The 23,914-nt window shown below is 30.8% G+C and carries 21 protein-coding genes, 1 pseudogene and 1 other annotated feature; of the genes and pseudogenes, 1 reads left to right on the top strand and 21 read right to left on the bottom strand.

Going from position 1 to position 23,914, the window contains the following annotated elements; translation table 11 throughout:
• Positions 1 to 5: 5 nt before the first annotated feature.
• The 8 genes and pseudogenes from HMPREF2953_RS05215 to HMPREF2953_RS05185 form a co-directional block, all read right to left on the bottom strand.
• The gene (locus HMPREF2953_RS05215; protein ID WP_000067268.1) at positions 6 to 788 is read right to left on the bottom strand and encodes an aminoglycoside nucleotidyltransferase ANT(9)-Ia; all 783 of its coding nucleotides are present in this window, start codon (positions 786 to 788) and stop codon (positions 6 to 8) included.
• 150 nt (positions 789 to 938) lie between these two features.
• A complete protein-coding gene (locus HMPREF2953_RS05210; protein ID WP_000361059.1) occupies positions 939 to 1,316 on the bottom strand; it encodes a DUF6262 family protein in 378 nt (125 codons plus the stop codon).
• Between the two features lie 6 nt (positions 1,317 to 1,322).
• Positions 1,323 to 3,215, bottom strand: a complete 1,893-nt coding sequence (locus HMPREF2953_RS05205) for a site-specific integrase (protein ID WP_001557544.1) — start codon at positions 3,213 to 3,215, stop codon at positions 1,323 to 1,325.
• Complete coding sequence (locus HMPREF2953_RS05200) at positions 3,212 to 4,297, bottom strand: tyrosine-type recombinase/integrase (protein WP_000868132.1); 1,086 nt, start codon at positions 4,295 to 4,297, stop codon at positions 3,212 to 3,214. Before HMPREF2953_RS05200 ends, HMPREF2953_RS05205 begins: the two co-directional genes overlap by 4 nt.
• Positions 4,298 to 4,430: 133 nt before the next feature.
• Positions 4,431 to 4,970: pseudogene (gene radC, locus HMPREF2953_RS05195) on the bottom strand (DNA repair protein RadC); the annotation flags it as partial.
• Between the two features lie 23 nt (positions 4,971 to 4,993).
• On the bottom strand, positions 4,994 to 5,683 hold the full coding sequence (locus tag HMPREF2953_RS11035; RefSeq protein ID WP_083310588.1) for a prepilin peptidase: 690 nt from the start codon (positions 5,681 to 5,683) through the stop codon (positions 4,994 to 4,996).
• 249 nt (positions 5,684 to 5,932) lie between these two features.
• On the bottom strand, positions 5,933 to 7,201 hold the full coding sequence (locus HMPREF2953_RS05190) for a bifunctional folylpolyglutamate synthase/dihydrofolate synthase (protein WP_070672150.1): 1,269 nt from the start codon (positions 7,199 to 7,201) through the stop codon (positions 5,933 to 5,935).
• Between the two features lie 11 nt (positions 7,202 to 7,212).
• A complete protein-coding gene (locus HMPREF2953_RS05185) occupies positions 7,213 to 9,843 on the bottom strand; it encodes a valine--tRNA ligase (protein WP_070672148.1) in 2,631 nt (876 codons plus the stop codon).
• A gap of 39 nt (positions 9,844 to 9,882) precedes the next feature.
• Positions 9,883 to 10,109, bottom strand: a binding site (T-box leader).
• 58 nt (positions 10,110 to 10,167) lie between these two features.
• Between HMPREF2953_RS05185 and HMPREF2953_RS05180 the strand changes: the two genes are divergently transcribed.
• Complete coding sequence (locus HMPREF2953_RS05180; RefSeq protein ID WP_049335986.1) at positions 10,168 to 10,725, top strand: DNA-3-methyladenine glycosylase I; 558 nt, start codon at positions 10,168 to 10,170, stop codon at positions 10,723 to 10,725.
• Positions 10,726 to 10,773: 48 nt separating this feature from the next.
• On the opposite strand, the gene HMPREF2953_RS05175 is transcribed toward HMPREF2953_RS05180, so the two are convergent.
• The 13 genes from HMPREF2953_RS05175 to rplT form a co-directional block, all read right to left on the bottom strand.
• Positions 10,774 to 11,844, bottom strand: a complete 1,071-nt coding sequence (locus tag HMPREF2953_RS05175; RefSeq protein WP_070672145.1) for an AbrB family transcriptional regulator — start codon at positions 11,842 to 11,844, stop codon at positions 10,774 to 10,776.
• Positions 11,845 to 11,947: 103 nt separating this feature from the next.
• A complete protein-coding gene (gene hemL, locus HMPREF2953_RS05170) occupies positions 11,948 to 13,231 on the bottom strand; it encodes a glutamate-1-semialdehyde 2,1-aminomutase (RefSeq protein WP_002455233.1) in 1,284 nt (427 codons plus the stop codon).
• A gap of 21 nt (positions 13,232 to 13,252) precedes the next feature.
• On the bottom strand, positions 13,253 to 14,227 hold the full coding sequence (gene hemB, locus HMPREF2953_RS05165) for a porphobilinogen synthase (protein WP_002455232.1): 975 nt from the start codon (positions 14,225 to 14,227) through the stop codon (positions 13,253 to 13,255).
• The gene (locus HMPREF2953_RS05160; RefSeq protein ID WP_002448958.1) at positions 14,227 to 14,898 is read right to left on the bottom strand and encodes a uroporphyrinogen-III synthase; all 672 of its coding nucleotides are present in this window, start codon (positions 14,896 to 14,898) and stop codon (positions 14,227 to 14,229) included. The genes hemB and HMPREF2953_RS05160 overlap by 1 nt, the downstream gene beginning before the upstream one ends.
• A gap of 31 nt (positions 14,899 to 14,929) precedes the next feature.
• On the bottom strand, positions 14,930 to 15,862 hold the full coding sequence (gene hemC / locus HMPREF2953_RS05155; protein WP_049335978.1) for a hydroxymethylbilane synthase: 933 nt from the start codon (positions 15,860 to 15,862) through the stop codon (positions 14,930 to 14,932).
• 28 nt (positions 15,863 to 15,890) lie between these two features.
• Positions 15,891 to 16,703, bottom strand: a complete 813-nt coding sequence (gene ccsA, locus HMPREF2953_RS05150) for a cytochrome c biogenesis protein CcsA (protein WP_049335976.1) — start codon at positions 16,701 to 16,703, stop codon at positions 15,891 to 15,893.
• A 21-nt stretch (positions 16,704 to 16,724) separates the two neighbouring features.
• On the bottom strand, positions 16,725 to 18,062 hold the full coding sequence (hemA, locus tag HMPREF2953_RS05145) for a glutamyl-tRNA reductase (RefSeq protein WP_070672143.1): 1,338 nt from the start codon (positions 18,060 to 18,062) through the stop codon (positions 16,725 to 16,727).
• A gap of 136 nt (positions 18,063 to 18,198) precedes the next feature.
• Positions 18,199 to 18,789, bottom strand: a complete 591-nt coding sequence (yihA, locus tag HMPREF2953_RS05140; RefSeq protein WP_002448982.1) for a ribosome biogenesis GTP-binding protein YihA/YsxC — start codon at positions 18,787 to 18,789, stop codon at positions 18,199 to 18,201.
• 151 nt (positions 18,790 to 18,940) lie between these two features.
• The gene (gene clpX / locus HMPREF2953_RS05135) at positions 18,941 to 20,203 is read right to left on the bottom strand and encodes an ATP-dependent Clp protease ATP-binding subunit ClpX (protein ID WP_002448985.1); all 1,263 of its coding nucleotides are present in this window, start codon (positions 20,201 to 20,203) and stop codon (positions 18,941 to 18,943) included.
• Positions 20,204 to 20,360: 157 nt separating this feature from the next.
• Positions 20,361 to 21,677 carry a trigger factor gene (gene tig, locus HMPREF2953_RS05130; protein WP_070672142.1) on the bottom strand — a complete coding sequence of 439 codons (1,317 nt, stop codon included), beginning with the start codon at positions 21,675 to 21,677 and terminating at the stop codon, positions 20,361 to 20,363.
• Between the two features lie 154 nt (positions 21,678 to 21,831).
• Positions 21,832 to 22,749 (bottom strand): hypothetical protein, encoded by a 918-nt coding sequence (locus HMPREF2953_RS05125; RefSeq protein WP_070672140.1) that lies wholly within the window; start codon positions 22,747 to 22,749, stop codon positions 21,832 to 21,834.
• A gap of 12 nt (positions 22,750 to 22,761) precedes the next feature.
• A complete protein-coding gene (locus HMPREF2953_RS05120) occupies positions 22,762 to 23,373 on the bottom strand; it encodes an NUDIX domain-containing protein (protein ID WP_070672138.1) in 612 nt (203 codons plus the stop codon).
• Between the two features lie 183 nt (positions 23,374 to 23,556).
• Entirely contained in the window at positions 23,557 to 23,913 is a 357-nt protein-coding gene (gene rplT / locus HMPREF2953_RS05115; protein WP_002448983.1) for a 50S ribosomal protein L20, read from the bottom strand.
• Between the last annotated feature and the right edge of the window lies 1 nt (position 23,914).

Genomic DNA, 23,914 nt, shown 5'->3' with positions numbered 1-23,914 from the left:
TTAGCCTAATTGAGAGAAGTTTCTATAGAATTTTTCATATACTTAACGAGTGCTTTCACCTTTGAATATAGTCCTTCCCACTTATCATCACACTCTCCCCGATAGCCTTTTCTAGCTATATCCAGTAAAGTTACATGCTCTTTAGGTAAAAGAGGTATAGCCCATTCTGCAGCGACATCTTTCGAGGTAATTTCACCAGTAGTCACTGTTTGCCACATTCGAGCTAGGGTTAAAATTACATTACGCTCATCACCTTTTATCCCCTCAATTAGTTCTGGCAAAGAATCCTTAATTGCTCTTCGAATATCTGTCAAAGGTACGGAGACAAGTATACTTGAAGAATCAGGACCAAATAGAGAAATACTATTCTTTCTTGCTTGTGCTAAAACAATAGCCAAATCAGGATCATAGCTTGGTTCCTGAATTTGTCCATTCTCAAATTCACCCCTGAGCCACTCACCGTATATAAATTCTCTTTTTGGAGGATATTGCCAAGGGACAACTTCACTCCTATTTATAACCGTAACTTCAAGTGGTCTAACAGAATCCGTATTTCCAATCTTTCCTGATATAGTCATTAGTCTTTCTGTTAGTTTTTTTCGAGTTAATTGAGGTAAACTATGATTCACGACGACTAGAACATCTACATCGCTGTTAATGCGTAAACCACCATTTACTGCTGAACCAAATAGATATACTCCAACTATTGAACTTCCAAATAAATCTTTTACGATTTTTAATGTTTGAATCGCTTGATTTGGTATTTTTCCGTTAATCAAATTGCTCATGATTTCACCTCGTTGATTATGTTCATATAAAGTTTATATTGATACTCAATTTACTTACCCTAGATTGGACATATACTTAAATTACTGTTCAATAAAGCTGACCGTTAGCGTTTAAGTACATCCTTTCACAATTTGTCTACAGATTAATAATTATTCTTTATTATACAGATCTCCATATAATTTTTGAATTTGGTTCTGTAATTTTTTATTTTCTTTTTCTAATTCCATTACTCTTCTTTTTAAGGTTTTAATAAGGATTTCCTCCGAACGAGAACTTTTCTTGGGTTTTGAGACTACATTTGCTGTTATTTGACGCTCACGAAGGGATTCGATTCTTTGCCTAATATCGTGTTCCTTATAAAGCCATGATTTAGAAACATTAGCTTCCTTTGCTATTGAATTAAAATTAATAACTTTACCTTCAATCGAAAATTTAGAAATCGCTTTGTCTACTTTTTCCCTTGTCTTTTTTGATTTCTGCTTCGCCAAACGTACAATTTCTGTTGTATTTCTAACTTGTTTATCCATTGATAATTACCCCGTCAAACTTCCAATGATTTGTTCTAAACGCTCTTTAACACGGCTATTAGTCTCTACTTGTCTTTGCCATTGTTTATCCTTAGCTATGGCTAATAACTCTTCTGTACGCTCTAACTGTTCTTCGTGCTGTGGTAAGAATTGCTTACTGGTACAGAAGTGAGTGCAATCTAAGCATGCATTCGCATGTGGACAACCACCTGCTACTACTGGCAATCTACAATAACCATTTGGAAGCACTTGTGCATTTATATTTTTCTTGAACCATTGAAGCTCTACATCATCGACTTCATTATCTTCATCTAGATCAAGCACATCTCCATTATTGGTAACCAGTTTTTCCTGAAATTTAGTAAATTCATTTTTTAGAGTTTCATCAAAGATATGAGCGTATCTGCTTGTCATTTCTGGGCTTTCATGCCCCAAAAATTTCTGCACAATATGCTGGGGCATCCCGTTGTTAATCATTCTTGTTCCTACTGTATGGCGAAAGGCATGGGCATGGAATCTATAAATCTCACCTGATTTATCCACTATATTTTGCTCATAAGCTAATTTATTTAACTCACCTCTAAATGTTTCTTGTTTTAATGGCGATCCATCTTTTCTTGGAAAGAGGTATTCACTATCTGGAAATTCCTCTGAAACTTTATCTTCCCGAACTTTAATAAGTAAAGCTACCTCTTTAGATATTGGAACTATATGCTCCTTTTTCATTTTCCATTGATAATACTTTAAAAAGAAATCTCCATCTTTGTCCTCTAATAGACAGCCTTTTTTCAAGGTGCACAATTCACTTATCCTCATTCCACATTCTTGAACAATCATAGTCATCGTAGCTATATATTCGGGTAATTTATCAAGATGACTGTTCAATTGCTCTAGGACGAATTCATCTATAAAGCGTGGTTTTGCTCTTGGTATTTTCGGATAGTCCTCAGAATAAATTAATATTTTGGAAGGAACATCATCCCATTCTAGCCTAAGAAGGGTACTAAATAGTCCTTCCAATATAGAGATCCTCCCAGTTATTGTACTAGGTTTTATTCCCATCATGTTTAGTTCACTTAAATATGCTTCAATTTCCACTCTCGTTAATTGGTGTACTCTCTGAACTTGTTTAAATTTCATGTCCAGAAAATTAAAGAACTCTTTAAGTCTTTGGGCAATATCACTTACATAGGAAAAGCTATCCACGTTCAATCTCAACTTACAATATCTTTTTACAAGTTGTTTAAAATATGTATTCCGAAACCCTTTAAAGTTAATTGTATATTCATATTGTGTTGGGTTAACCTTATCATCTGGCAAAGGTAAGTTACGTCTATCCCAAACGTCTTTATCCCACTCCTCTCCATCAAAATAAAAGTTCTCATAAAACTCCATAAATTGTTTTAGATTAGTAACATAGTAGGAATTAGCTTTTACAGGTGTTTTTTCTTGATTAGCAGTAATCTTATAATTAGTAGTGGTAATTCTAACACCCCGTTTTGTCAAATAAGTTCTATACTCCGTCATTGCTTTTTCAATAGGAACTTCAGTAATTGAAGTAATGCTAGGATACTTTAAATCTAAGAAATCTAACATTTTATTAATTACTGTTCCTTTTCTAATCCAGACAGTTTTTGCATTCCATATTCCATTGTTTAAATGGTAAAAATAAAAATATTTCAATTCTGTTCTTAACCACAGATTTTTAACACGTTCAAAACGAACCCAACGATTCCTTAAAGCAGGATTCTTACTTAATTCTATGGCAGAAGGATGTGGACATTTTCTTATATCCCAACTATTATTAGCCCAAAACCCCTGCATTTCTTCATTCATTACAGCTATTTTTTTGCTAATCTCACTCTGACTAATAATTTTCCTTTTACTAGAAGCATTCATTTCTTATGCTCCTTTCTCTCGAGGTATTTATTAAACTCATTTTTCATATCCTGATCTGAAAGATGAACATAGGTATTTAACGTTGTCTGAACATGTGCGTGACCTAATCTCTTTTGAACGAACGCAACATCCCATCCTTCCCTAATTAGCTGCGTTGCGTGAGTGTGGCGAAGCATATGTGATGTAAATTCTATTCCAGTCCTTTTAACTATTCTTCTAACTAGATCAAGAACACTTTGGTACTTTAGTGGTTTCCCAAAATAGCCTTCTTTTAAGGAAATAAAAACATAATCATGCTCCAATTCCTCACTATACTCATATATCAAGTAATCTGTATAAAGTGACATAAGTTCTTTACTCACATGTATTGTTCTTTCCTTCCTTAATTTAATATAAGCTTCATTAACATTAACATCTCTAGGTGTTAAATGGATTTGATTGTCCCAAGTGACAATATCTTCAAGCCTAAGCGATAACACTTCACCGATTCTTAAACCACCCTCATACATAAGCATTAAAATTAATTTATCTCTTTTCGTATGACAAGCATCAATAATTTGCTTAACTTCCTTTGATCTCAATGTTCTTATCTGTTTCTTTTTAACCCTTAACTTTAAGACATTCTTTTGGTATCTACCCTTATTAACATGATGTAAAAATCCTTTGAAATTTCTTCCCTTTGCTTGTTTAAATACATCAATTGATTTAAATTCTCCTAATCTACTTAAATAATCAAGAAAACTCATAACTACATTTAAAATTGTATTCACTGTCGTTTCTTCTCTTATGGCTTTTTTTGACTGAAGATCAATTACATTTGATGCTGAAGGATATCTCAACCAACCTACGAAGTCTGCTAACAACTCAAAGTTAATATCATTAAGAATAACACCTCTCTGTTCCATGAACTCGTACAGCAACTTTAAATGATAGCAGTATGCCTTAATGGTATTAGGAGACTTACCAGTATTATCTAAGTATTTAATAAATTTCATTACTGGTTCTATTAGCTGGTATTCTTTATCTAGTAATAAATACAATGGATACGGCTTATTCTCCACTTCTATCCTTTGAACCTTCACATGTTCCCACCTCTTTAAATACTTTAACTACTACAAATTATAAACCTTGTTAATTTTTATTTAAAGTAAAATATCCCTTTAATATCTCCTCTTAAACTACTTTAACTACTATTATTTATTATACTATGGTTAACACATCTCCAGATGGATGATTATGAATCACAATTACTGCATTACATGAAGCTCTAATGGCAGCATTAAAGACTTCTCTCGGGTGTATCACTGAAGAGTTTAATGTTCCTATAAATATAGTTTCTTCTTTAATCACTATATTTTTAGTATTTAAAAATAAAGCAACTAAATGCTCTTGAGTTAAATCTTTCATTTTAGACATCATCATATCTGCGACATCTTTAGGAGATTTAATCTTTACTTTTTCAATCGAATTACGTTTATTTATTCTTTCTCCCAATTCGAAAGCGGCTTTTAATGTCACTGCTTTATGCAATCCTATACCTTTTATTTTTAACAAATCATGTATTGAAAGTAATTTTAATTCTTTTAAATTATTTACTTTATTAATCATTTCATTCGCAATATCAATACTTGAAACCCCTCGTCGTCCAGTGTTAATTAAAATTGCTAATAATTCACTGTTAGACAAGCTTTTTTCACCATATTGAATGAGTCTCTCTTTAGGAAGCTCACTTTTGGCCATATCTTTAATTTTCAAAAACATCACCTTTTCTTTATTAGTTACATAATATTGTTGGAAAAATTAATTAATAAAATATATGAGATTGAAATAAAAGGAATAAGTGGGATTTTACGTATCTTAAAACGAAACATGATGATATAAAACATAAGACCAATTGCACAAGTTAATAATATTAGATGAAGCATAAATTCATAAGTATAAAATATAGAAAGTATACTAAGTAATAAAATATCATCGTACCCTATACTTTTAGAATTTAACAGAAAAAATGTATGTAATAGAAAGAAAATAAATATAAATGAAATCAAATGTAATGAAGAAATATATATACCGACAATGAAAAAAATGAGGATTAAGTTACTGTTGATTGTTAATGTTTGAATATCGGTTAGAGACATCGTTATTAACATTAAACAAGTTAATATAAAGAGAGAATAATTTATATGTATATCGATAAATATTAAATATGGGACAATAAGAAACGATAATATTTCACCTATAATATAGGAGCGCTTTAAAGGATTTGAACAACATCTCGAGCGTCCTTTTAAGAATATGAAACTTAATAATGGTATAGTATCAAACCACTTTAATGATGTATGACAATAATCACATTGGGATCGTCGCTTGAAATATTGAAGATTCACTTTCTCTATACTTGAAAATTGATATAAAAAACTAAATATTACACTACACGTAAATGCTAATAATACTATTATACTTATCACCTCATATCATTCATTATAACTAAAATATGGTCTAAGTAAATGGAATAACGAGGATTAGATTAAATTCATTTCAATAAATAAATATATCTTCTTTAAAGCATTTTAAATTCAATAAAATGAATAAAACCTTTATTAAAAATAATCAGTCCACTCTTAATCTATCAATTATATAACTAATAAAAAAGCTATGAAGAAGTTTAATTTGTAACTTTCTTCATAGCTATATTTAGATATTTAACATACTATATATTATGAATTAAATTCAACTTTCGATTTTACTTCACTAATAAAATATAAACTGCCTGTAATCAATAAGCCCTCACCATCATAATGATTTATAAAATCTACATAATCATCAATATATTCGATGTTATCAGCATCTATACTCTCAAGTAATTCTTGTTTAGATAAGGCTTTATGAAAATCAAATTCAGTAAAATAAAAGGTACCAGCTAAATTTTGTAATTTACTTAACATTTCGTTTACAGGTTTACCTTTAATGGCTGAAAATAAAATATCCATTTTCTCAAGATCATAATAATTTTTGATTGTTGAAACTAATGCTTCAACACTTTCATTATTATGTGCTCCGTCAATAATAATAAGAGGCTTTTCTTTAACTTGCTCAATACGTCCTATCCAACAAACACTTTCAATAGCATCAATCATTTTATTAAAATCTAATTCAATAATATTTTCTTCGTTCAACTCTATTAAAGCTGTAATAGCTAATGAAGCATTTTCTTTTTGATGATCACCTATCATATCTAAGATGATTGTTTCTAACTCATAATCTTTATATCTATAAGTAAATTCATCATCTTCAGATACAATAATAATTTCTCTATCTAGTTCAATTGGCTTTGCATTCTGATTTTCCGCTAAATCTCTAATGTATTTTAAAGCTTCCTCATTTTTTACTGCATAGATGACGGGTACATTAGGTTTTATGATAGCACCTTTATCTTTTGCGATATCTAAATACGTACTTCCTAAAATATCAGTATGATCTAATCCTATACTTGTCAAAATTGAAAGAATAGGAGTAAACACATTAGTTGAGTCATTTTTAATTCCTAGTCCCGCTTCTACAATAACGAAATCTACAGGATGTATATCTCCAAAATATAAAAACATCATTGTTGTTATAATTTCAAATTCTGTTGCAGAACCGAGTTCGGTTTCTTGTTCTAACGCTTCACTTACTGGTTTAACTCGCTCTACTAATTCAACTATTTCGTCATTTGAGATCGGATAACCATTTAAACTAATTCGTTCATTAAACGTTTCAATAAAAGGAGAAGTAAATGTTCCAACTTCATATCCATTCTCAACTAATGCAGCTCTTAAATAAGCTACTGTAGAACCTTTACCATTTGTTCCACCCACATGAATACCGCGAATATTTAATTGAGGATTATTTAAGTGGTTAAGCATCCATTCCATTCTTTTAACACCAGGTTTAATACCAAACTTAGTGCGCTCATGTATCCAATATAAGCTATCTAGGTAATTCATTGACAATTCTCCTATGCTTTTAATTGTTCAATTCTGTTTTTAACACCATTATATTTTTCTTGATATTTTTGTTGTTTTTCGCGCTCTTCATTTATAATCTTTTCAGGTGCTTTATTAACAAAATTCTCATTTGATAATTTTTTATCAACACGGTCTAACTCTTTTTGAAGTTTGTCTAACTCTTTCTCTAAACGTTCAATTTCTTTATCCATATCAATAAGTCCCTCTAACGGTAAAATTACTTTACCAGCAACTACTACCGCTGTCATCGCTTTTTCAGGAATATCTACATTTGTATCAATGGTTAATTCACTTGGATTACAAAATCTATGAATATAATCAGCATTTTTTTCTAAGATTGTTTTAATTTCTTCATTTTTAGCTTGAATGAGAATAGGGATTGATTTAGAAAGTGGTGTATTGACTTCTACGCGTGATTGTCTCACAGATTTAATAATTTCAACTAATTGTTCCATTGTCTGTTTACTTTCATCAAACACAAACTCTTCTTTAACTGTCGGCCATGCTGCTTTTACAATTGTTTCTCCTTCATGCGGTAAACTTTGCCAAATTTTTTCAGTTACAAATGGCATAAATGGATGTAGCATTCTCATTATTTGATCAAGTGTATAACTTAGAACAGAACGTGTTGTTTGTTTTTGAGCTTCATCTTCACCATTCATTGGTATTTTACTCATTTCAATATACCAATCACAGAATTCATCCCAAATAAAGTTATATAAAGCACGTCCAACTTCACCAAATTCATATTTTTCACTCAGATTAGTAACGGTCTCTATTGTTTCATTTAGTCGTGTTAAAATCCATTTATCCGCTAAAGATAAATTACCAGATAAATCAATGTCTTCCACTTTAAAGTCTTCTCCAATATTCATCAAGCTAAAGCGAGCGCCATTCCAAATTTTATTAATAAAGTTCCATACAGATTCAACTTTTTCGGTAGAATAACGTAAGTCATTACCTGGAGAAGAACCAGTTGCTAAGAAGTAGCGTAAACTATCTGCTCCGTATTTTTCGATGACATCCATTGGATCTACACCATTACCAAGTGATTTACTCATTTTACGACCATCTTCAGCTCTTACTAAACCATGAAGAAGTACATCATTAAATGGTCGTTTACCAGTAAATTCTAATCCTTGGAAAATCATTCTTGCTACCCAGAAGAAGATAATATCATAACCAGTTACAAGAACATTCGTTGGATAGTAATGTTGATAATCTTTTGCTTCTTCATTAGGCCAACCTAAAGTTGAGAATGGCCATAACGCACTTGAGAACCATGTATCTAATACATCTTCATCTTGAGTCCAATTTTCGATATCAGCAGGCGCTTCTTCTCCAACATATACTTCACCTGTTTCATTATGATACCAAGCTGGAATTTGGTGACCCCACCATAATTGTCTAGAAATAGTCCAATCTCTAATTTCTTCCATCCAACGATTAAATGTATTTTCAAAACGTGGTGGATAAAAATCAATTCGATTATCTGTTTTTTGATTATCTAGTGCTTGTTGCGCAAGTGGTTTCATTTTTACAAACCATTGTGTAGATAAATAAGGTTCTACTACTGCACCAGAACGTTCTGAATGACCTACAGAATGCATATGTTCTTCAATTTTAATCACTAAATCTTGAGTTTTTAAATCTTCTACTAATTTTTTACGACATTCGAAACGGTCTAAACCAGCATACTGAGATGCATTGTCATTCATTTTTCCATTTTCATCCATTACGATAATGTTTTCTAAATGATGTCTCTGACCAATTTCAAAGTCATTAGGATCATGTGCAGGTGTAACTTTCATAGCGCCACTACCAAATTCAATATCAACATACTCATCTGCTAAAATTGGTAATTCTCTACCTATAATTGGTAAAATCACTTTTTTTCCGATGACATCTTTATAACGTTCATCATTTGGATTAACGACTATAGCAGTATCCCCTAGCATTGTTTCAGGACGAGTTGTGGCAATTTCAATATATCCATTACCATCAGCATAAGGATATTTAAAATGATAAAAATGACCTTGCACATCTTCATGAATCACTTCTATATCTGACAATGCTGTACGTGCGACTGGATCCCAATTTATAATTCGCTCTCCACGATAAATAATTCCTTTATTATATAAATCAACAAATACTTTTCTAACCGCTTTACTTAAGCCGTCATCAAGAGTAAAACGTTCTCTACTATAATCAAGACCTAAGCCTAATTTAGCCCATTGTTTACGAATAAAAGATGCATATTCTTCTTTCCAAGACCAAGCATGTTCTAAAAATTTTTCACGTCCTATATCATGACGAGAAATACCTTGTTCTTTTAATTTAGCATCTACTTTAGCTTGTGTGGCAATACCCGCATGATCCATACCAGGTAAATAAAGCGTATCGTATCCTTGCATACGTTTCATTCGAGTAATAATATCTTGTAATGTTGTATCCCAAGCATGTCCTAAATGTAATTTACCAGTCACATTCGGTGGTGGAATAACAATTGTATATGCTTCTCTAGATTCATCTTCTAGAGGTTTAAAGTATTCATTTTTTACCCATTCTTCATAACGCCCCGCTTCAACTTCACGAGGATTATACTTTGATTCCATTTTCATTGAAATAACCTCCTAAAATAAAAAAGCATCCTTCCTAATATATAGGACGGATGCTCCGTGGTACCACCTAAATTCAAGACGATACCTTCATATCTTCTTGCACTTATTTATGATTAACGCTCATACACGCTTCTATCTACTATTATATGTGTATTCAATAAAAGAACTTGTGGGCTACCTTCAGTTTGATCATTATACATATTTACACCGTCCATATGCTCTCTTTGATAAGTATCAAACGTACTCTTCCCAAAAAATATATTTAATTACTAATTAATAGTATAATAGAAAACAATGATAAGTCAATCTTTTGGAGGAATATTTATGAACGCATGTGCCTTTGGAACTACAGACCCTATTTATTTAGATTATCATAATAAAGTATGGGGACAACCAGATTTTAATAGTCTTTCACTTTTCAAATTACTTGCACTTGAATCTCAACATGCTGGTTTATCTTGGTTAACTATATTAAAAAAGAAAGAGGCTTATGAAAAAGCATTTCATCAATTTGATCCTATAAAAATTTCTAAAATGACAGAGAAAGATATTAATGCTTTAATGACCTTTCCAAATATCGTACATAATAGAAAGAAATTAGAAGCCATAGTATCTCAAGCTAAGGGTTATTTACAAATTGAAAAAGAATATGGTAGCTTCAGTAAGTTTTTATGGTCATATGTTGATGGACATCCCATTGATTTGCACTATAAAACTCCTTCAGAACGTATCACAGTTGATGAAAGAGCAAAACAACTTTCAAAAGATTTAAAAACTTATGGTTTTAAATTTTTAGGACCTGTGACTGTATTCTCTTTTATGGAAGCGGCTGGTCTATATGATGCTCACTTAGAAGGATGTCCTTCAAAACCTAATCATTAAATATTAAAAGGAGTAGAACAGATTATTTTGAATTCGTAGTTCTACTCCTTATGATTGATTATCACTTTTTTTACGTTTTAAAAAGTAATTAATTATTGGTGCTACTAAAAATAATATAAAAAATATCCTAAAGATGTGAAAACTTGATATCTCAGCAACATCTGCACCAGTAGCTATGGCAACTAGCACAATTTGACTCATACCTCCAGGAGCTCCACCTAAAAATAATTCGTTTAATGAATTATGAGTAAACAAATGAACCATAAAGACCATCAAAAATGACCCTAAAATTAAACTTATATTTTGATACATAATTGCTATAGCAATGCGACCTTTTAAATCACCTAATAAATGTGCAATTTGTAAACCAATTCTAATCATATAAATCACTTGTGCAAAAGCAAGAATATAATTATCTAAAGTAAAAATCAGATGAGTTGATAAGTTCCAAACAATTAAAACGACAATTGGAGCGAGTAATTGTTTTGTTGGAAAATTTATTTTTGACATTAAGAAATAAACAAAAGCTATACTAATCATAATTAAGGCAATTTGGGGCACATTTAAAGCTTTTGTTAATGGTGTAGCTTTATGAATCATCTCTTCACTTGATGATGAATTGCTAAATAAAAAAGAAATCAGTGGTACAAGTACGACTACAAAAATAACTCTAGAAGTTTGGGTTAAGCTTACTACTAAGATATTCGCTTTTTTATCTTCTTCAGCCATAATTAACATTTGACTTAAAGCACCAGGTATTACACTCAAGATAGCAGTTTCAGTATTAATTCTTGCAATTTTTTTGAAAAAATAAGCAATCAATAATGATAACGTGATGAGTAAAACAGTCACCGTCACAATGGTTAACCACTCATTTTTGATATCGTTAATGACTTGTGACGTAAACGTAGATCCTATTTGTACTCCAAGTAATATTAAGCCAATCTGACTAATCCAAAAAGGCCATTTAATATTTAGTTTTAGTACTTTAACCACAATAATTGAGGCTATAATGGGCCCAAACATAAAGGGTAAAAGCATATGAGATAATTTTAATATTAAACTCATGATCATCGCTATTATTAATAATATAATATTATTTAGCCAAATTCGCCTCAAAAATCATCACTTCTTTCTAGAGTAAAAGCATTTAAATTAAAAAAAGTGGAACGATGATATTATCTCATCTTTGTTCCACTTTTATTATATTAACTTTTAAATATTAAACAATTCTACTTAATGCATTATCAAAAGCATGAATCGTTTTTTCAATATCTTCTTTGGTATGTGCGGTAGATAAGAATGTTCCTTCAAACTGGGAAGGTGGTAAAAATATACCTTCTTTAGCCATTTCTCTATACATATTACTAAATAGCTCTAAATCACTTTGATTCGCTTCTTCAAAGTTGGTTACAGGTCCTTTATTTAAGAAATAACCAATCATAGAACCAGCTCTATTTACTGTAATAGGAACATTGTGTTTAGCAAATACTTCTTTAAGTCCTTTTTCTAATATATCGCCTAATTTTTGGAAATACTCATATGATTCAGGCGTTAATTGACTTAGTGTTTCATAACCACTTGTCATTGCTAAAGGATTACCAGACAGAGTTCCCGCTTGATAAATATTACCTACTGGGGCAATTTTATCCATAATTTCTTTTTTGCCTCCAAAAGCACCTACAGGTAAACCACCGCCAATCACTTTTCCTAGGCATGTGATATCTGGTGTCACACCAAAATAACCCTGAGCACAGTTATACCCTACACGGAAACCTGTCATGACTTCATCAAAGATAAGTAAAGAATCATATTCTTTAGTGACTTCCCTTAATCCTTCTAAGAAACCTTTTTTAGGAGGTACAACGCCCATATTTCCTGCAACTGGTTCTACTATCACACCAGCAATATCATCTCCATAATTTTCAAATGCTACTTTAATCGCATCTAAATCATTATAAGGCACTGTAATTGTGTTTTTAGCTGTGCCTTCAGGTACTCCTGGTGAATCTGGAAGACCTAAAGTTGCTACACCTGAACCTGCTTTGATAAGCAATGAATCGCTATGTCCGTGATAGCAACCTTCAAACTTAACAATTTTATTTTTACCAGTGTAACCTCTAGCCAGTCTTAATGCCGCTAAAGTAGCTTCAGTACCTGAAGAAACCATTCTTACTTTTTCAATTGAAGGCACTCTTTCAATAACAAGTTCAGCTAATTTATTTTCTTCTAGTGTTGAAGCACCAAAACTAGTACCTTTATCTACAGCATCATGTAATTTACTAATGACTTGTTTATTTTTATGACCTAAAATTAATGGTCCCCAACTTAATACATAATCAATGTATTCATTGCCATCTATATCATAAATTTTTGAACCTTCACCATGATCCATAAAAATTGCTGGTGTATCTACTGATTTAAATGCTCTTACAGGGCTATTGACACCGCCAGGCATAAGTGTTTCAGCAATGCGCATTGCTTCTTGTGATTTTTCATAAGTCATTAACTTGTTCCTCCTTAACCATTATTTATCTAAGTAACGACAAATATCTTTCGCGAAATAAGTAATAATCATATCTGCGCCCGCACGTTTCATTGATACCATTTGTTCCATAACCACACGTTCTTCATCTATCCAACCATTTTGAGATGCTGCTTTAGTCATAGCATATTCACCACTAACATTATAAGCAATAACAGGAATATTAGTGTTATTTTTTACATCTCTAACAATATCTAAATAACTTAAAGCTGGTTTGACAATCATCATGTCCGCGCCTTCTTTTAAGTCACTTTCTAATTCTCTTAGTGCTTCTAAACGATTAGCTGGATCCATTTGATACGTTTTTCTATCTCCAAATGAAGGAGCTGAATCTGCAGCATCTCTAAATGGTCCAAAGAAACTAGAAGCATATTTAATGCCATAGCTCATAATTGGAATATTATAATAACCAGCTTCATCTAAACCTTGTCGAATTTCGGTAACAAAACCATCCATCATATTACTTGGAGCAATAATGTCAGCGCCAGCTTCGACTTGAGAAATTGCTGTTTTAACTAATAATGGTAAAGATTTGTCATTATCAACATCATGCGTATGTTCATCAATGATACCGCAATGACCATGATCCGTATATTCACATAAACAAGTATCAGCAACGATTAATAAATCTTTATGAAGTTTTTTTGCTCTACGTGTTGCCTCTTGAACGATGCCATTATGATCGTATGCACCAGAACCCACATCATCTTTTTCATTAGGTACACCAAAGAACATAATCGCTCTAATACCTAACTCATATGCTTCATTAATTTCATCATCTAATAGATTTAAACTTATTTGATATACACCAGGTAACGATTTAATTTCGCTTCTAACATTATCTTTTTCTACTACAAAGATTGGATAAATTAAATCTTCTTTTCTAACATGATTTTCTCTTACTAAACTTCTCATTGTAGCTGAAGAGCGTAATCTTCTATGTCTATCGAATTTCATTATTTATTCCTACTTTCTAAAAATGTGTTTATTAATGCTTCAGAAGTTTGTTTATCTGCAATATAAGGTTCATAACCATAGGCTCTAATGCTATTTGCAGTTTGTTGACCTATAGCATAGTAATTTTTAAAATGCTTAGGAAATGCCTCACTAAAATAATAACGCACTGCAGATGAACTTGAAAATGTTAATGCTTCAACTTGATTATGTTGAATTAGATTGATAACTTCAATAATATTCTCTCTATCCGCTATAGGCGTATACAAGTCAATTTTCACTACATTATTATGTTCAGCGAGTGTTTGTTGCAATTTTGGTCTTGCCTGTGCACTGCTCGGAATTAAAATAGAAGATTTTTCTAGATTTAATCCTTCTAATAAACCTTCTTGAGAATAATCGTTAGGTATAAAGTCTATATTTATACCTAATTGTTTACATAACTGCGCAGTTTTAGCGCCTACTACTGCAATATGTTTTACATTCACGTACTCTAAATATTTATAAAATAAATGTACGGCATTTTTTGAAGAAAAAATAAGCCAGTCATAATTATCATGCAAGAGTTGAGTATCAAATTCAAGTGATTGAATTTTAATAAATGGCTTATGAATGACTTCTACCATATCACTCTGTACTTTACTCGTTTGCGTCATAACTATCACTGGTTTCATCTAACTGTAACACCTCTACTAAGATTTAGTATTAATGTGATGCTTCTTCGTTTAATTTTCTTATAATTTCATACGCACCTTGTTCTTTAAGTATCTCACTTACTTTGTTCCCTAATTTTACAGGGTCAGTTCCTACTTCAGTATGTTCATAACGTTCCTTACCATCTGGTGTCATGATTAAGCCTGTAAACTCAATTTCATTGTTATTGTTATAATTCGCATATCCACCAATTGGAACTTGACAACTTCCATCCATAGCAGCTAAAAATGTTCGTTCGGCCGTTACACAATTTGCAACTTCATTATTGTGAACTTTTTGAAGTAACTCGAGAAGTTCAATATCGTTACTACGGCACTCAATACCAAGAGCACCTTGACCGATTGCAGGTAGTAATGTGTCTTTATCTAAATAAGTTGTTACTACGTCATCAGACCAACCTATACGTTTGAGTCCTGCTGCTGCTAAAATAATCGCATCATAATCTTCTGTTTCTAATTTATTTAAACGTGTATCAATATTACCACGAATCCATTTAATTTTTAGATGAGGATATTTAGATAATATTTGTGCCCCTCTTCTTAATGAACTTGTACCAACTATACTATTTTTAGGAAGTTCTTCTAATGGTACATGATTTTTGGCAATATAGGCATCAAATGGTATTTCTCTATCAGGAATACAACCTAATGTTAAACCTTCTGGAATAATACTAGGAACATCTTTTAATGAGTGTATTGCCATATCGATATCGTTGTTAAATAGCTCATTTTGAATCTCTTTAACAAATAGGCCTTTTCCTCCAACTTTAGATAGTTGTTGATTCACAATTCGATCTCCTTTTGTGACAATCTCTTTAATTTCGATTTCTAAAGATGGATCAATGGCTTTTAATTTATCAATGAATTGTTTACTTTGTGTTAAAGCAAGTTTACTTCTACGTGAACCCACAACTAATTTACGCATAAACAAGGCCTCCTACATAAGTTTTCTTTTAATTAAAATGAGTAGTGAAGAATAAATTCACCATACATAGGCAAAATATCATAATATTAAAATAAATTAAATTAATTGAGATGATTTTCTTTTTTAAATACATAACGATATATCCTGTATAAAGAAGCGTAATAATGACAGACAACATAACCTTCGGATCTTTAAATATTGATACACCAACCGCATAGATCCCCCATTGAGCAATTAAAATTACACTCAATATTAATATCACTAAACCACCCAAAGTTGAAAAAAATATAATTTTCTCAAGAGTTGCTACACTGCCAATTCTAAAATATTTCTGATTAAAGTTTTTTTCTTTAAGGTTTTTATATTGAATGATATATAGCAATGCATTTACAAATGCAAGTGCAAAAAAAGCATAACTCAATACTGCAAGCCCTACATGTACAAGTAATAATTCATTTATAACTTGTACTCTTTGTATACTGTTTGTATAGTGTTCAGGTCTAAATGTATTCATCGTTAATAAGATAAATCCAATTACATTCAAAAAAAACACAGAAAAACTTAGAACTTTAATAATATTTAAAACTAAAGAAATAGAAATAATCATCCATGACAAGAAGAAAAAAACATCAAATATGGAATTAAACAATACATCACTATGCGAAGTAATATACATAGACAAAGAGATTGTTTGTAAAAACCAAACAATCCCTAAGGCATAAATTCCAAGTACTCTAATCTTATGACTCTTCCGAACAAAGTCTATAAAATAACAAAGAATGCTAATTAAATATACAATTAATATAATTTCATGAAATCTAATAAATAGCGTTTCTTGCATATTATCACCATTTTAATATGCTTATTCAAAACTAAAGATATGTCGTACTGAAAGTTCCTTTTCTTTTTTACGTTCTTTCACTGCTTTGTAAGGATCTTCGGCTTCAATATCAAATATATTTTGAAATAGCTCTAATTTTTCATTACTTTTTTTATCGTTACTCAATTCCTTAGCTTGTTTAATTGGATCTTTCAACATTTGATTAATAATACTTTTAGTATGTTTAGAAATGACTGTTCGTTCTCGTTCAGATAGATTCGGTAATTTTCTATCGATACTATCCATTGTTTCAGCTTGAATAGTCATTGCTTTTTCACGTAAAGCTCTTATTACAGGAACTACACCCAACATATTTACCCAATCATTATGTACTTTAATTTCAGTAGGAATTTCATTAGAAATAGCTTCAGCCGCTATTTGTCGTTCTTTTAAATTAGCATCAACTAAACCTTTTAAATCATCTACATCATAATTAAATACGTCATCACTTAAATTATGACATGGTTCAATATCTCGTGGTACTGCAATGTCTAATAATAATAATTTAGATTTTCTATATGATAGTGCCTGATTAATCATACTTTTAGTAATAATATAATCTGGTGAACTAGTAGAACTAATAACAATATCAGTTGAAGTTAATAAACTAGGTAAAGATTCTAGCTTATCATAACTAACTTGGTGTTTTTCAGCTAAAATTCTAGCTTTACTTTCTGTTCGATTTACAATTGTAATATGATTAATGCCTGAGCCGAGTAAATTTAATAACGACAATTCACTCATTTCGCCTGCACCAATAATAACAGCATGTTTATTTTTTAATTTACCTAATACTTTTTTTGATAATTCCACAGCAGCATATGAAACACTTACAGCATTATCTGCGATATCTGTTTCATTATGTGCTTTTTTAGCAAAAGTAATTGCTTGTTTAAATAGATGATTAAAGATAGTTCCAGTTGTTTTTAAATCTTGCGCTAAGAAAAATGCATCACGCATTTGGCCTAAAATTTGTGTTTCTCCTAACACAATTGAATCTAAACCTGAAGTTACACGCAATAGATGTTCTACTGCTTCGTCCCCCACTTTAACTTCAGATATTGCTTTAATATCATCTACTTCAAATCCAAATGAACGAGCTAAAAATCGTTGAATATAATATCGTCCTGTATGAATTTGATCCACTACAGCATATACTTCTGTACGATTACATGTCGATAATATTACATTTTCTAAAATTGCTTTAGTTTCGAATAAATCTTCATTGGCTAATCGTAAGGCATCATCTCTAAAAGCAACTTGCTCTCTTAAAGCTACATCAGCAGTACGATGATTTATGCTAATAGCAATAAAATGCATTTATAACGCCCTCCATATACTAACAATATCGTTAGTATAACACATTTTAGAATGAATTTAAGTTTGATGCTCAAATAAATTAGAAACATTCTAATATGAAGTCAAAATTTTGTCACTTAATTATAAGATATGTTTTTTAATTTATATAATTAGCAATAATATCCCAAATATATTGCTGTTTAGAATTTTGAATAGAAGAGTAACTTATAATTGTATCGTTTGGATCTAAATCTAATTTTTGTTTTATATTTTTTATATGTTTTTGAACTTTACCTTTCGCAATTTTATCTTCCTTAGTACAAATGACTAGTGTTGGCAGATCGAAATGTTTTAAATAATTATACATTAATACATCATCTTCGGTAGGATTATGTCGTAAATCTACAAGTTGAATGACTAAACCTAGATTTTCTCGTTTAGTTAAATACTCTTCTATCATTTTTCCAAATTTTTCACGCTGTGATTTACTTACTTTTGCATATCCATATCCAGGAACATCAACAAAAATAAGTTGTTCATCAATATTATAGAAGTTTAGAGTTTGCGTTTTTCCAGGCTGTTGTGAAGTACGAGCCATATTTTTTCTACCAATCATACTATTAATAAAAGAGGACTTACCCACATTAGAACGTCCACTTAAAGCGATTTCAGTTAAATTGGTTTCAGGATATTGTTCTTCTTTCACTGCACTAATCATTAATTCTATATTATTTGGGTTAATATTCATATTCAAACACCTCTTCATTGTTATAGCTGCTTTATTATAATATAAATGTTTAAAAATCTAAAATTTTAAAAAAATGATATGTATAAAAATAAGGAAGCAGTTTCGAACTCAAATGAATTCTATCACCACTTCCTTATTATATGGTTGATAATTAAGCTGAAGTTTTAGTACCGTTCAATAAATTCCCTTCTGAATCATACATTTCAGGCTCGATTTCCTCATTAATTGTTTGAGCAGTTACTACAACTTTAGCAACATCACTTGTTGAAGGTACATCATACATAATATCAATTAAAGATTCTTCTATAATTGATCGTAATCCACGTGCTCCAGTTTTTCGTTCAATTGCTTTTTCACTGACTGCTGCCAAAGCTTCTTCAGTAAATTCTAATTCAACGTTATCAAGAGCTAACATTTTTGTATATTGCTTAACTAACGCGTTTTTAGGTTGCGTTAAAATATTTTTAAGCGCTTCAACATCTAATGTTTCTAAATTAGCAACAATTGGTACACGTCCAATAAATTCTGGAATTAAACCATATGCTTGTAAATCTTCAGGACGAATTTGTGCTAATAAAGCTTCTTCATCATACTTATCTGCTTCATTGCTAGCAAAACCAATAACTTTTTCACCTAAACGGCGTTTAATTACTTCATCAATACCATCAAACGCACCACCTAATATAAATAGAATATTAGTTGTGTCAATTTGAATCAATTCTTGGTTAGGATGTTTACGGCCACCTTGAGGGGGTACACTTGCTGTTGTACCTTCTAAGATTTTAAGTAATGCTTGTTGCACACCTTCACCAGAAACATCACGCGTAATTGATGTATTTTCAGATTTTCTAGCAATTTTATCAATTTCATCTACATAAATAATTCCTTTTTCTGCTTTATCAATATCAAAATCAGCAGCTTGAATCAAACGTAGTAAAATATTTTCAACATCATCACCAACATAACCTGCTTCAGTTAAACTTGTTGCATCTGCAATAGCAAATGGTACATTCAATGTTTTAGCAAGTGTTTGTGCAAGTAAAGTTTTACCGCTACCCGTTGGTCCAATTAAGGCGATATTACTTTTTTGTAACTCAACATCATCTTCATTTGGGCCCAATTGTTGAATACGTTTGTAATGATTGTAAACTGCCACTGCTAAAGATTTTTTAGCTTTTTCTTGGCCAATAACATATTCATTTAAATGGTCCATAATTTCTTTAGGCGTCGGTAATTCAGTAAATTCTTCTGAAGTAGCTTGAGCTAATTCTTCTTCAACAATTTCAGAACATAGTTCGATACATTCATTACAAATATATACACCACTGCCTGCTACTAATTTTTTAACTTGATCTTGGTCCTTACCACAGAAAGAACATTTTAAATTTTCTTCATCTTCATTAAATTTAAACATTCATTTACACCTCTATCCTTAAACGACTGTACTAGATAGCATTCTACAATGCAAATTGATAGTTAACAACTAAAATGCTTAAAACATATAGTAGCAGATACATATAATGATGCACCTGCTACTTATTTTTTAAACTTTATATCAATTTAAAAGTTTATTATTTGTCTTCTTTTTTATCGTCTTTAGCTGAATCAACATATTTAGCATTGTCTCTTAATAAATCAATTACTTTTTGAATACGTACATCATTTTTAATGATATCAGTATTACCAAGAGTTTGTTTAATATCTTCTACTGAGATATTAAATTGACTGCTCATTTTTTCTAATTCTTTATCAATATCTTCATCTGTGACTTCGATATTTTCTTCATCTGCAATTGCTGATAATGTTAAGTTTGTTTTAACACGTTGCTCTGCATCGTCTTTCATTTGTTCTCTTAATTGAGATTCATCTTGACCAGAAATTTGGAAGTAAGTTTGTAAGTCTAAACCTTGTTGTTGGATTCTTTGACCAAATTCTTGAACCATACGATCTAATTCAGTGTCAATCATAGCTTGTGGAATATCAATTGTTGTATTTTCAGTTGCATTATTAATTGCTTCTTCTTTTTCCACATTTTCAGCATCTTGTGCTTTTTCTTCTGATAAACGTTTGCGTAAGTTTTCTTTATACTCATCTACTGAATTAGCATCTGAATCTAATTCATTTGCAATTTCATCAGTTAATTCGGGTACTTCTTTGTATTTAATTTCATTTACTTTAGTTTTGAATGTAGCTTCTTTACCAGCTAATTCTTCAGCGTGATATTCTTCTGGGAATGTTACAACAACATCTTTTTCTTCTCCAGTTTTAACACCTACTAATTGATCTTCAAATCCTGGAATAAATGAACCTGAACCAATTTCTAAATCATAACCATCAGCTTGGCCACCTTCAAATTGTTCGCCATCTACATAACCATCAAAGTCAATATTTACAGTGTCTCCTTCTTCAACTGCACCATCTTCTTTAACAACCATATCAGCTAAATGACCTAAACTATGATCAATTGCATCTTGTAAATCCTTATCAGTTAATTCAGAATCTTGTTTTTCAATTTCAAGACCTTTATAATCTCCTAATTTAACTTCAGGTTCAACAGTCACTGTTGCTTCAAATTCGAAATCTTTACCTTTTTCAATTTGAGTTACATTAATTTCAGGTTGAGCGACTGGATTGATTTTAGTTTCTTCAATGGCTTCACCATAAGCTTCAGGTAAAAGAATATCTACTGCATCTTGATATAATGCTTCAACGCCAAAACGTTGTTCGAAAATTGGACGAGGCACTTTACCTTTACGGAAACCAGGCACGTTAATTTGTTTAACCACTTTTTTAAATGCTTGATCTAATGCTTTATTTACCTTTTCTGCTGGAACAGTAACTTTTAATAAACCTTCGTTACCTTCTTTTTTTTCCCAAGTTGCTGTCATGTATAAATACCTCCATGCTTACATTTTTAATTTTTTCAACTTCCCTATTATATCATAGGTCCAATATGGACACAAACAATGTTTTATAGGCGATTTTAAATAATAATTCAACTTTACAGAATCATTTAAGTAAACTAAAATGATTTGCTCACATTTAATTATCTAACTGATAAATTAATGCTAATAATTCTTGATTTGCTTCACTTACTTCTATACCAATCATTGACTTAAAATAAACATCATAAGCTATTATCCAATCTTCTTCATTAAAAAGTGAAAATATATCAAGTGGATATAGTTTTATTGAATGATTATTCATCACATACTGAGCTTCATTTTGTATATTCAAAGCTCCATTTTCTAATCTATCGAGAACTTTGGGAATAACAGTAGTTTTCATATCTGTGTGTTCTAAACCTTTTAATGTTGTAGGTAGGATGTTGACTTCATAACCATACTTCTCAATTTTTATTTCACTATCATAATTTGAAAAACGTAAATACTCAAGCATGAGACTTTTCAAATTATAAGATTCTACTTGATTAGATAATAAAAAAGCAACCGTCTTTCTGAATTCATAATGTCCGTTATCAATGAGTTTAATCATTAATTTAGTTTGACAATTTAAATCTAAACTAGTAAATTCTGATAATAATTGACTAGAAAGTTTCTTGTCTTCATCTAATTTAGATTGTGCATATTCTTTTAATGGAAAGAGTGCCATTCTAGTTTTATGTTCTTTCACTTCGTTAATGATTTGATTAATGACTTCAATTGCTTCATAATTCTGATTTAAACCTATTAATGCTTTAATATAGAAAATAATCAGTTCGTCGTAATGAGGTATACCTTTTTTTAAGAAAATAATTGCTTCTTCTCTTAATTCTAAATATAACCCTAATTCATTTAACATGTCACATTTAATCAAAGATAATTGATTATCTAATTCGAATGAGGCTTCATATATATCAAACAATTGATACATTTCTTTATATTTATTTTGTTGTTGTGCATTTAAAATATTATGATATAATTTTTGCTTTGATTGAGGAAAAGGGATAATATCAGACATATTGAGCCCCCTTTATTTTAAATCTTTTAAAATTAACGCACTCCATGATTCAAAATGATTTAAATCATTTATTTCATCTTGTGATACCCAATTAATTTTTAAAGTGTCGGTTTCTCTAACTTCTACATCACTAGATTTCACCTTAATTTTGAAAACAACACCTATATGAACTTTACCTACTGCATTAGTATCATCATTAATAAAACCAATATATTCCATATTTTGAGATCTATCTTCAGATAATCCTACTTCTTCATTAAGTTCTCTTTGTGCATTCACTCTTAAAACTTCATTAATTGAATCTGCGCCAACAACATTATTCATATGTCCACCAACACCCACTGAAGACTGTCCGTGTAAGCGTTCTTCTCCGCCACCACTTAAACGTTGATATACTAAGATTTCATCATTTTCATTTTCTAAAAGACAATATGAAATAAGTTGTTTATAAGATGGATCTTCTTCCATATCTCCACGTCTTTTTACTTCATAATTTTTAAACGTATTAAATATTTCTTCACCTTGACCATCGTTTTTCGATAAGAATCCATTAAATGCATTTTTTTCATTATCAAATAATAATTCTCTTGATACGACGATGATTTGTTCATCAAATTTAGACATAGTTAACTCCTTGAAATTAATATTCTTTTTTTAATAGTTTAACAAACCAATGATTTAAATCACAATGATATTTAACTGGTTCGTTTACTTATCATAATTCTATTAAAGAATATTTGATGAATAAAAGTAAATAAAAAAAACCAATAAGGTTTTATAGTTACCTTATTGGCTTTTAAATATGAATTATTTTAAAGCATCTTTAGCTTTTGATACTAATTCACCGAAAGCTTTATCGTCTGAAATAGCAATTTCAGAAAGCATTTTACGGTTAATGTTAATGTCAGCCTTTTTCAAGCCGTTCATTAAACGAGAATAGCTGATGTCATGTTGACGTGCAGCTGCATTAATACGTGTAATCCATAATTTACGGAAATCACGTTTACGTTGACGACGGTCACGGAATGCGTATTGACCTGATTTCATCACTTGTTGTTTTGCTACTTTATATAATGTATGTTTTGAACCGAAGTAACCTTTAGCTAATTTAATCGTTTTTTTACGACGTGCTCTTGTTACTGTTCCACCTTTAACTCGTGGCATG

It is taken from the genome of Staphylococcus sp. HMSC072E01 (genome assembly GCF_001814125.1).
GTDB lineage: Bacteria > Bacillota > Bacilli > Staphylococcales > Staphylococcaceae > Staphylococcus > Staphylococcus hominis.
Note: the sequence above shows the minus strand (reverse complement) of the source record. Positions and strands in the feature narration are given on the sequence as shown.

What these genes read in the sequence shown, in the direction of transcription:
- rplT (WP_002448983.1), bottom strand. Translation starts at nt 23,913, where the DNA reads ATGCCACGAGTTAAAGGTGGAACAGTAACAAGAGCACGTCGTAAAAAA.
- HMPREF2953_RS05210 (WP_000361059.1), bottom strand. Translation starts at nt 1,316, where the DNA reads ATGGATAAACAAGTTAGAAATACAACAGAAATTGTACGTTTGGCGAAG.
- tig (WP_070672142.1), bottom strand. Translation starts at nt 21,677, where the DNA reads ATGACAGCAACTTGGGAAAAAAAAGAAGGTAACGAAGGTTTATTAAAA.
- HMPREF2953_RS05190 (WP_070672150.1), bottom strand. Translation starts at nt 7,201, where the DNA reads ATGAATTACCTAGATAGCTTATATTGGATACATGAGCGCACTAAGTTT.
- hemC (WP_049335978.1), bottom strand. Translation starts at nt 15,862, where the DNA reads ATGCGTAAATTAGTTGTGGGTTCACGTAGAAGTAAACTTGCTTTAACA.
- HMPREF2953_RS05205 (WP_001557544.1), bottom strand. Translation starts at nt 3,215, where the DNA reads ATGAATGCTTCTAGTAAAAGGAAAATTATTAGTCAGAGTGAGATTAGC.
- yihA (WP_002448982.1), bottom strand. Translation starts at nt 18,789, where the DNA reads ATGAATATTAACCCAAATAATATAGAATTAATGATTAGTGCAGTGAAA.
- clpX (WP_002448985.1), bottom strand. Translation starts at nt 20,203, where the DNA reads ATGTTTAAATTTAATGAAGATGAAGAAAATTTAAAATGTTCTTTCTGT.
- HMPREF2953_RS05120 (WP_070672138.1), bottom strand. Translation starts at nt 23,373, where the DNA reads ATGTCTAAATTTGATGAACAAATCATCGTCGTATCAAGAGAATTATTA.
- HMPREF2953_RS05160 (WP_002448958.1), bottom strand. Translation starts at nt 14,898, where the DNA reads ATGAAACCAGTGATAGTTATGACGCAAACGAGTAAAGTACAGAGTGAT.
- hemB (WP_002455232.1), bottom strand. Translation starts at nt 14,227, where the DNA reads ATGAAATTCGATAGACATAGAAGATTACGCTCTTCAGCTACAATGAGA.
- ccsA (WP_049335976.1), bottom strand. Translation starts at nt 16,703, where the DNA reads ATGCAAGAAACGCTATTTATTAGATTTCATGAAATTATATTAATTGTA.
- HMPREF2953_RS05180 (WP_049335986.1), top strand. Translation starts at nt 10,168, where the DNA reads ATGAACGCATGTGCCTTTGGAACTACAGACCCTATTTATTTAGATTAT.
- HMPREF2953_RS05185 (WP_070672148.1), bottom strand. Translation starts at nt 9,843, where the DNA reads ATGAAAATGGAATCAAAGTATAATCCTCGTGAAGTTGAAGCGGGGCGT.
- hemL (WP_002455233.1), bottom strand. Translation starts at nt 13,231, where the DNA reads ATGACTTATGAAAAATCACAAGAAGCAATGCGCATTGCTGAAACACTT.
- hemA (WP_070672143.1), bottom strand. Translation starts at nt 18,062, where the DNA reads ATGCATTTTATTGCTATTAGCATAAATCATCGTACTGCTGATGTAGCT.
- HMPREF2953_RS05125 (WP_070672140.1), bottom strand. Translation starts at nt 22,749, where the DNA reads ATGTCTGATATTATCCCTTTTCCTCAATCAAAGCAAAAATTATATCAT.
- HMPREF2953_RS05215 (WP_000067268.1), bottom strand. Translation starts at nt 788, where the DNA reads ATGAGCAATTTGATTAACGGAAAAATACCAAATCAAGCGATTCAAACA.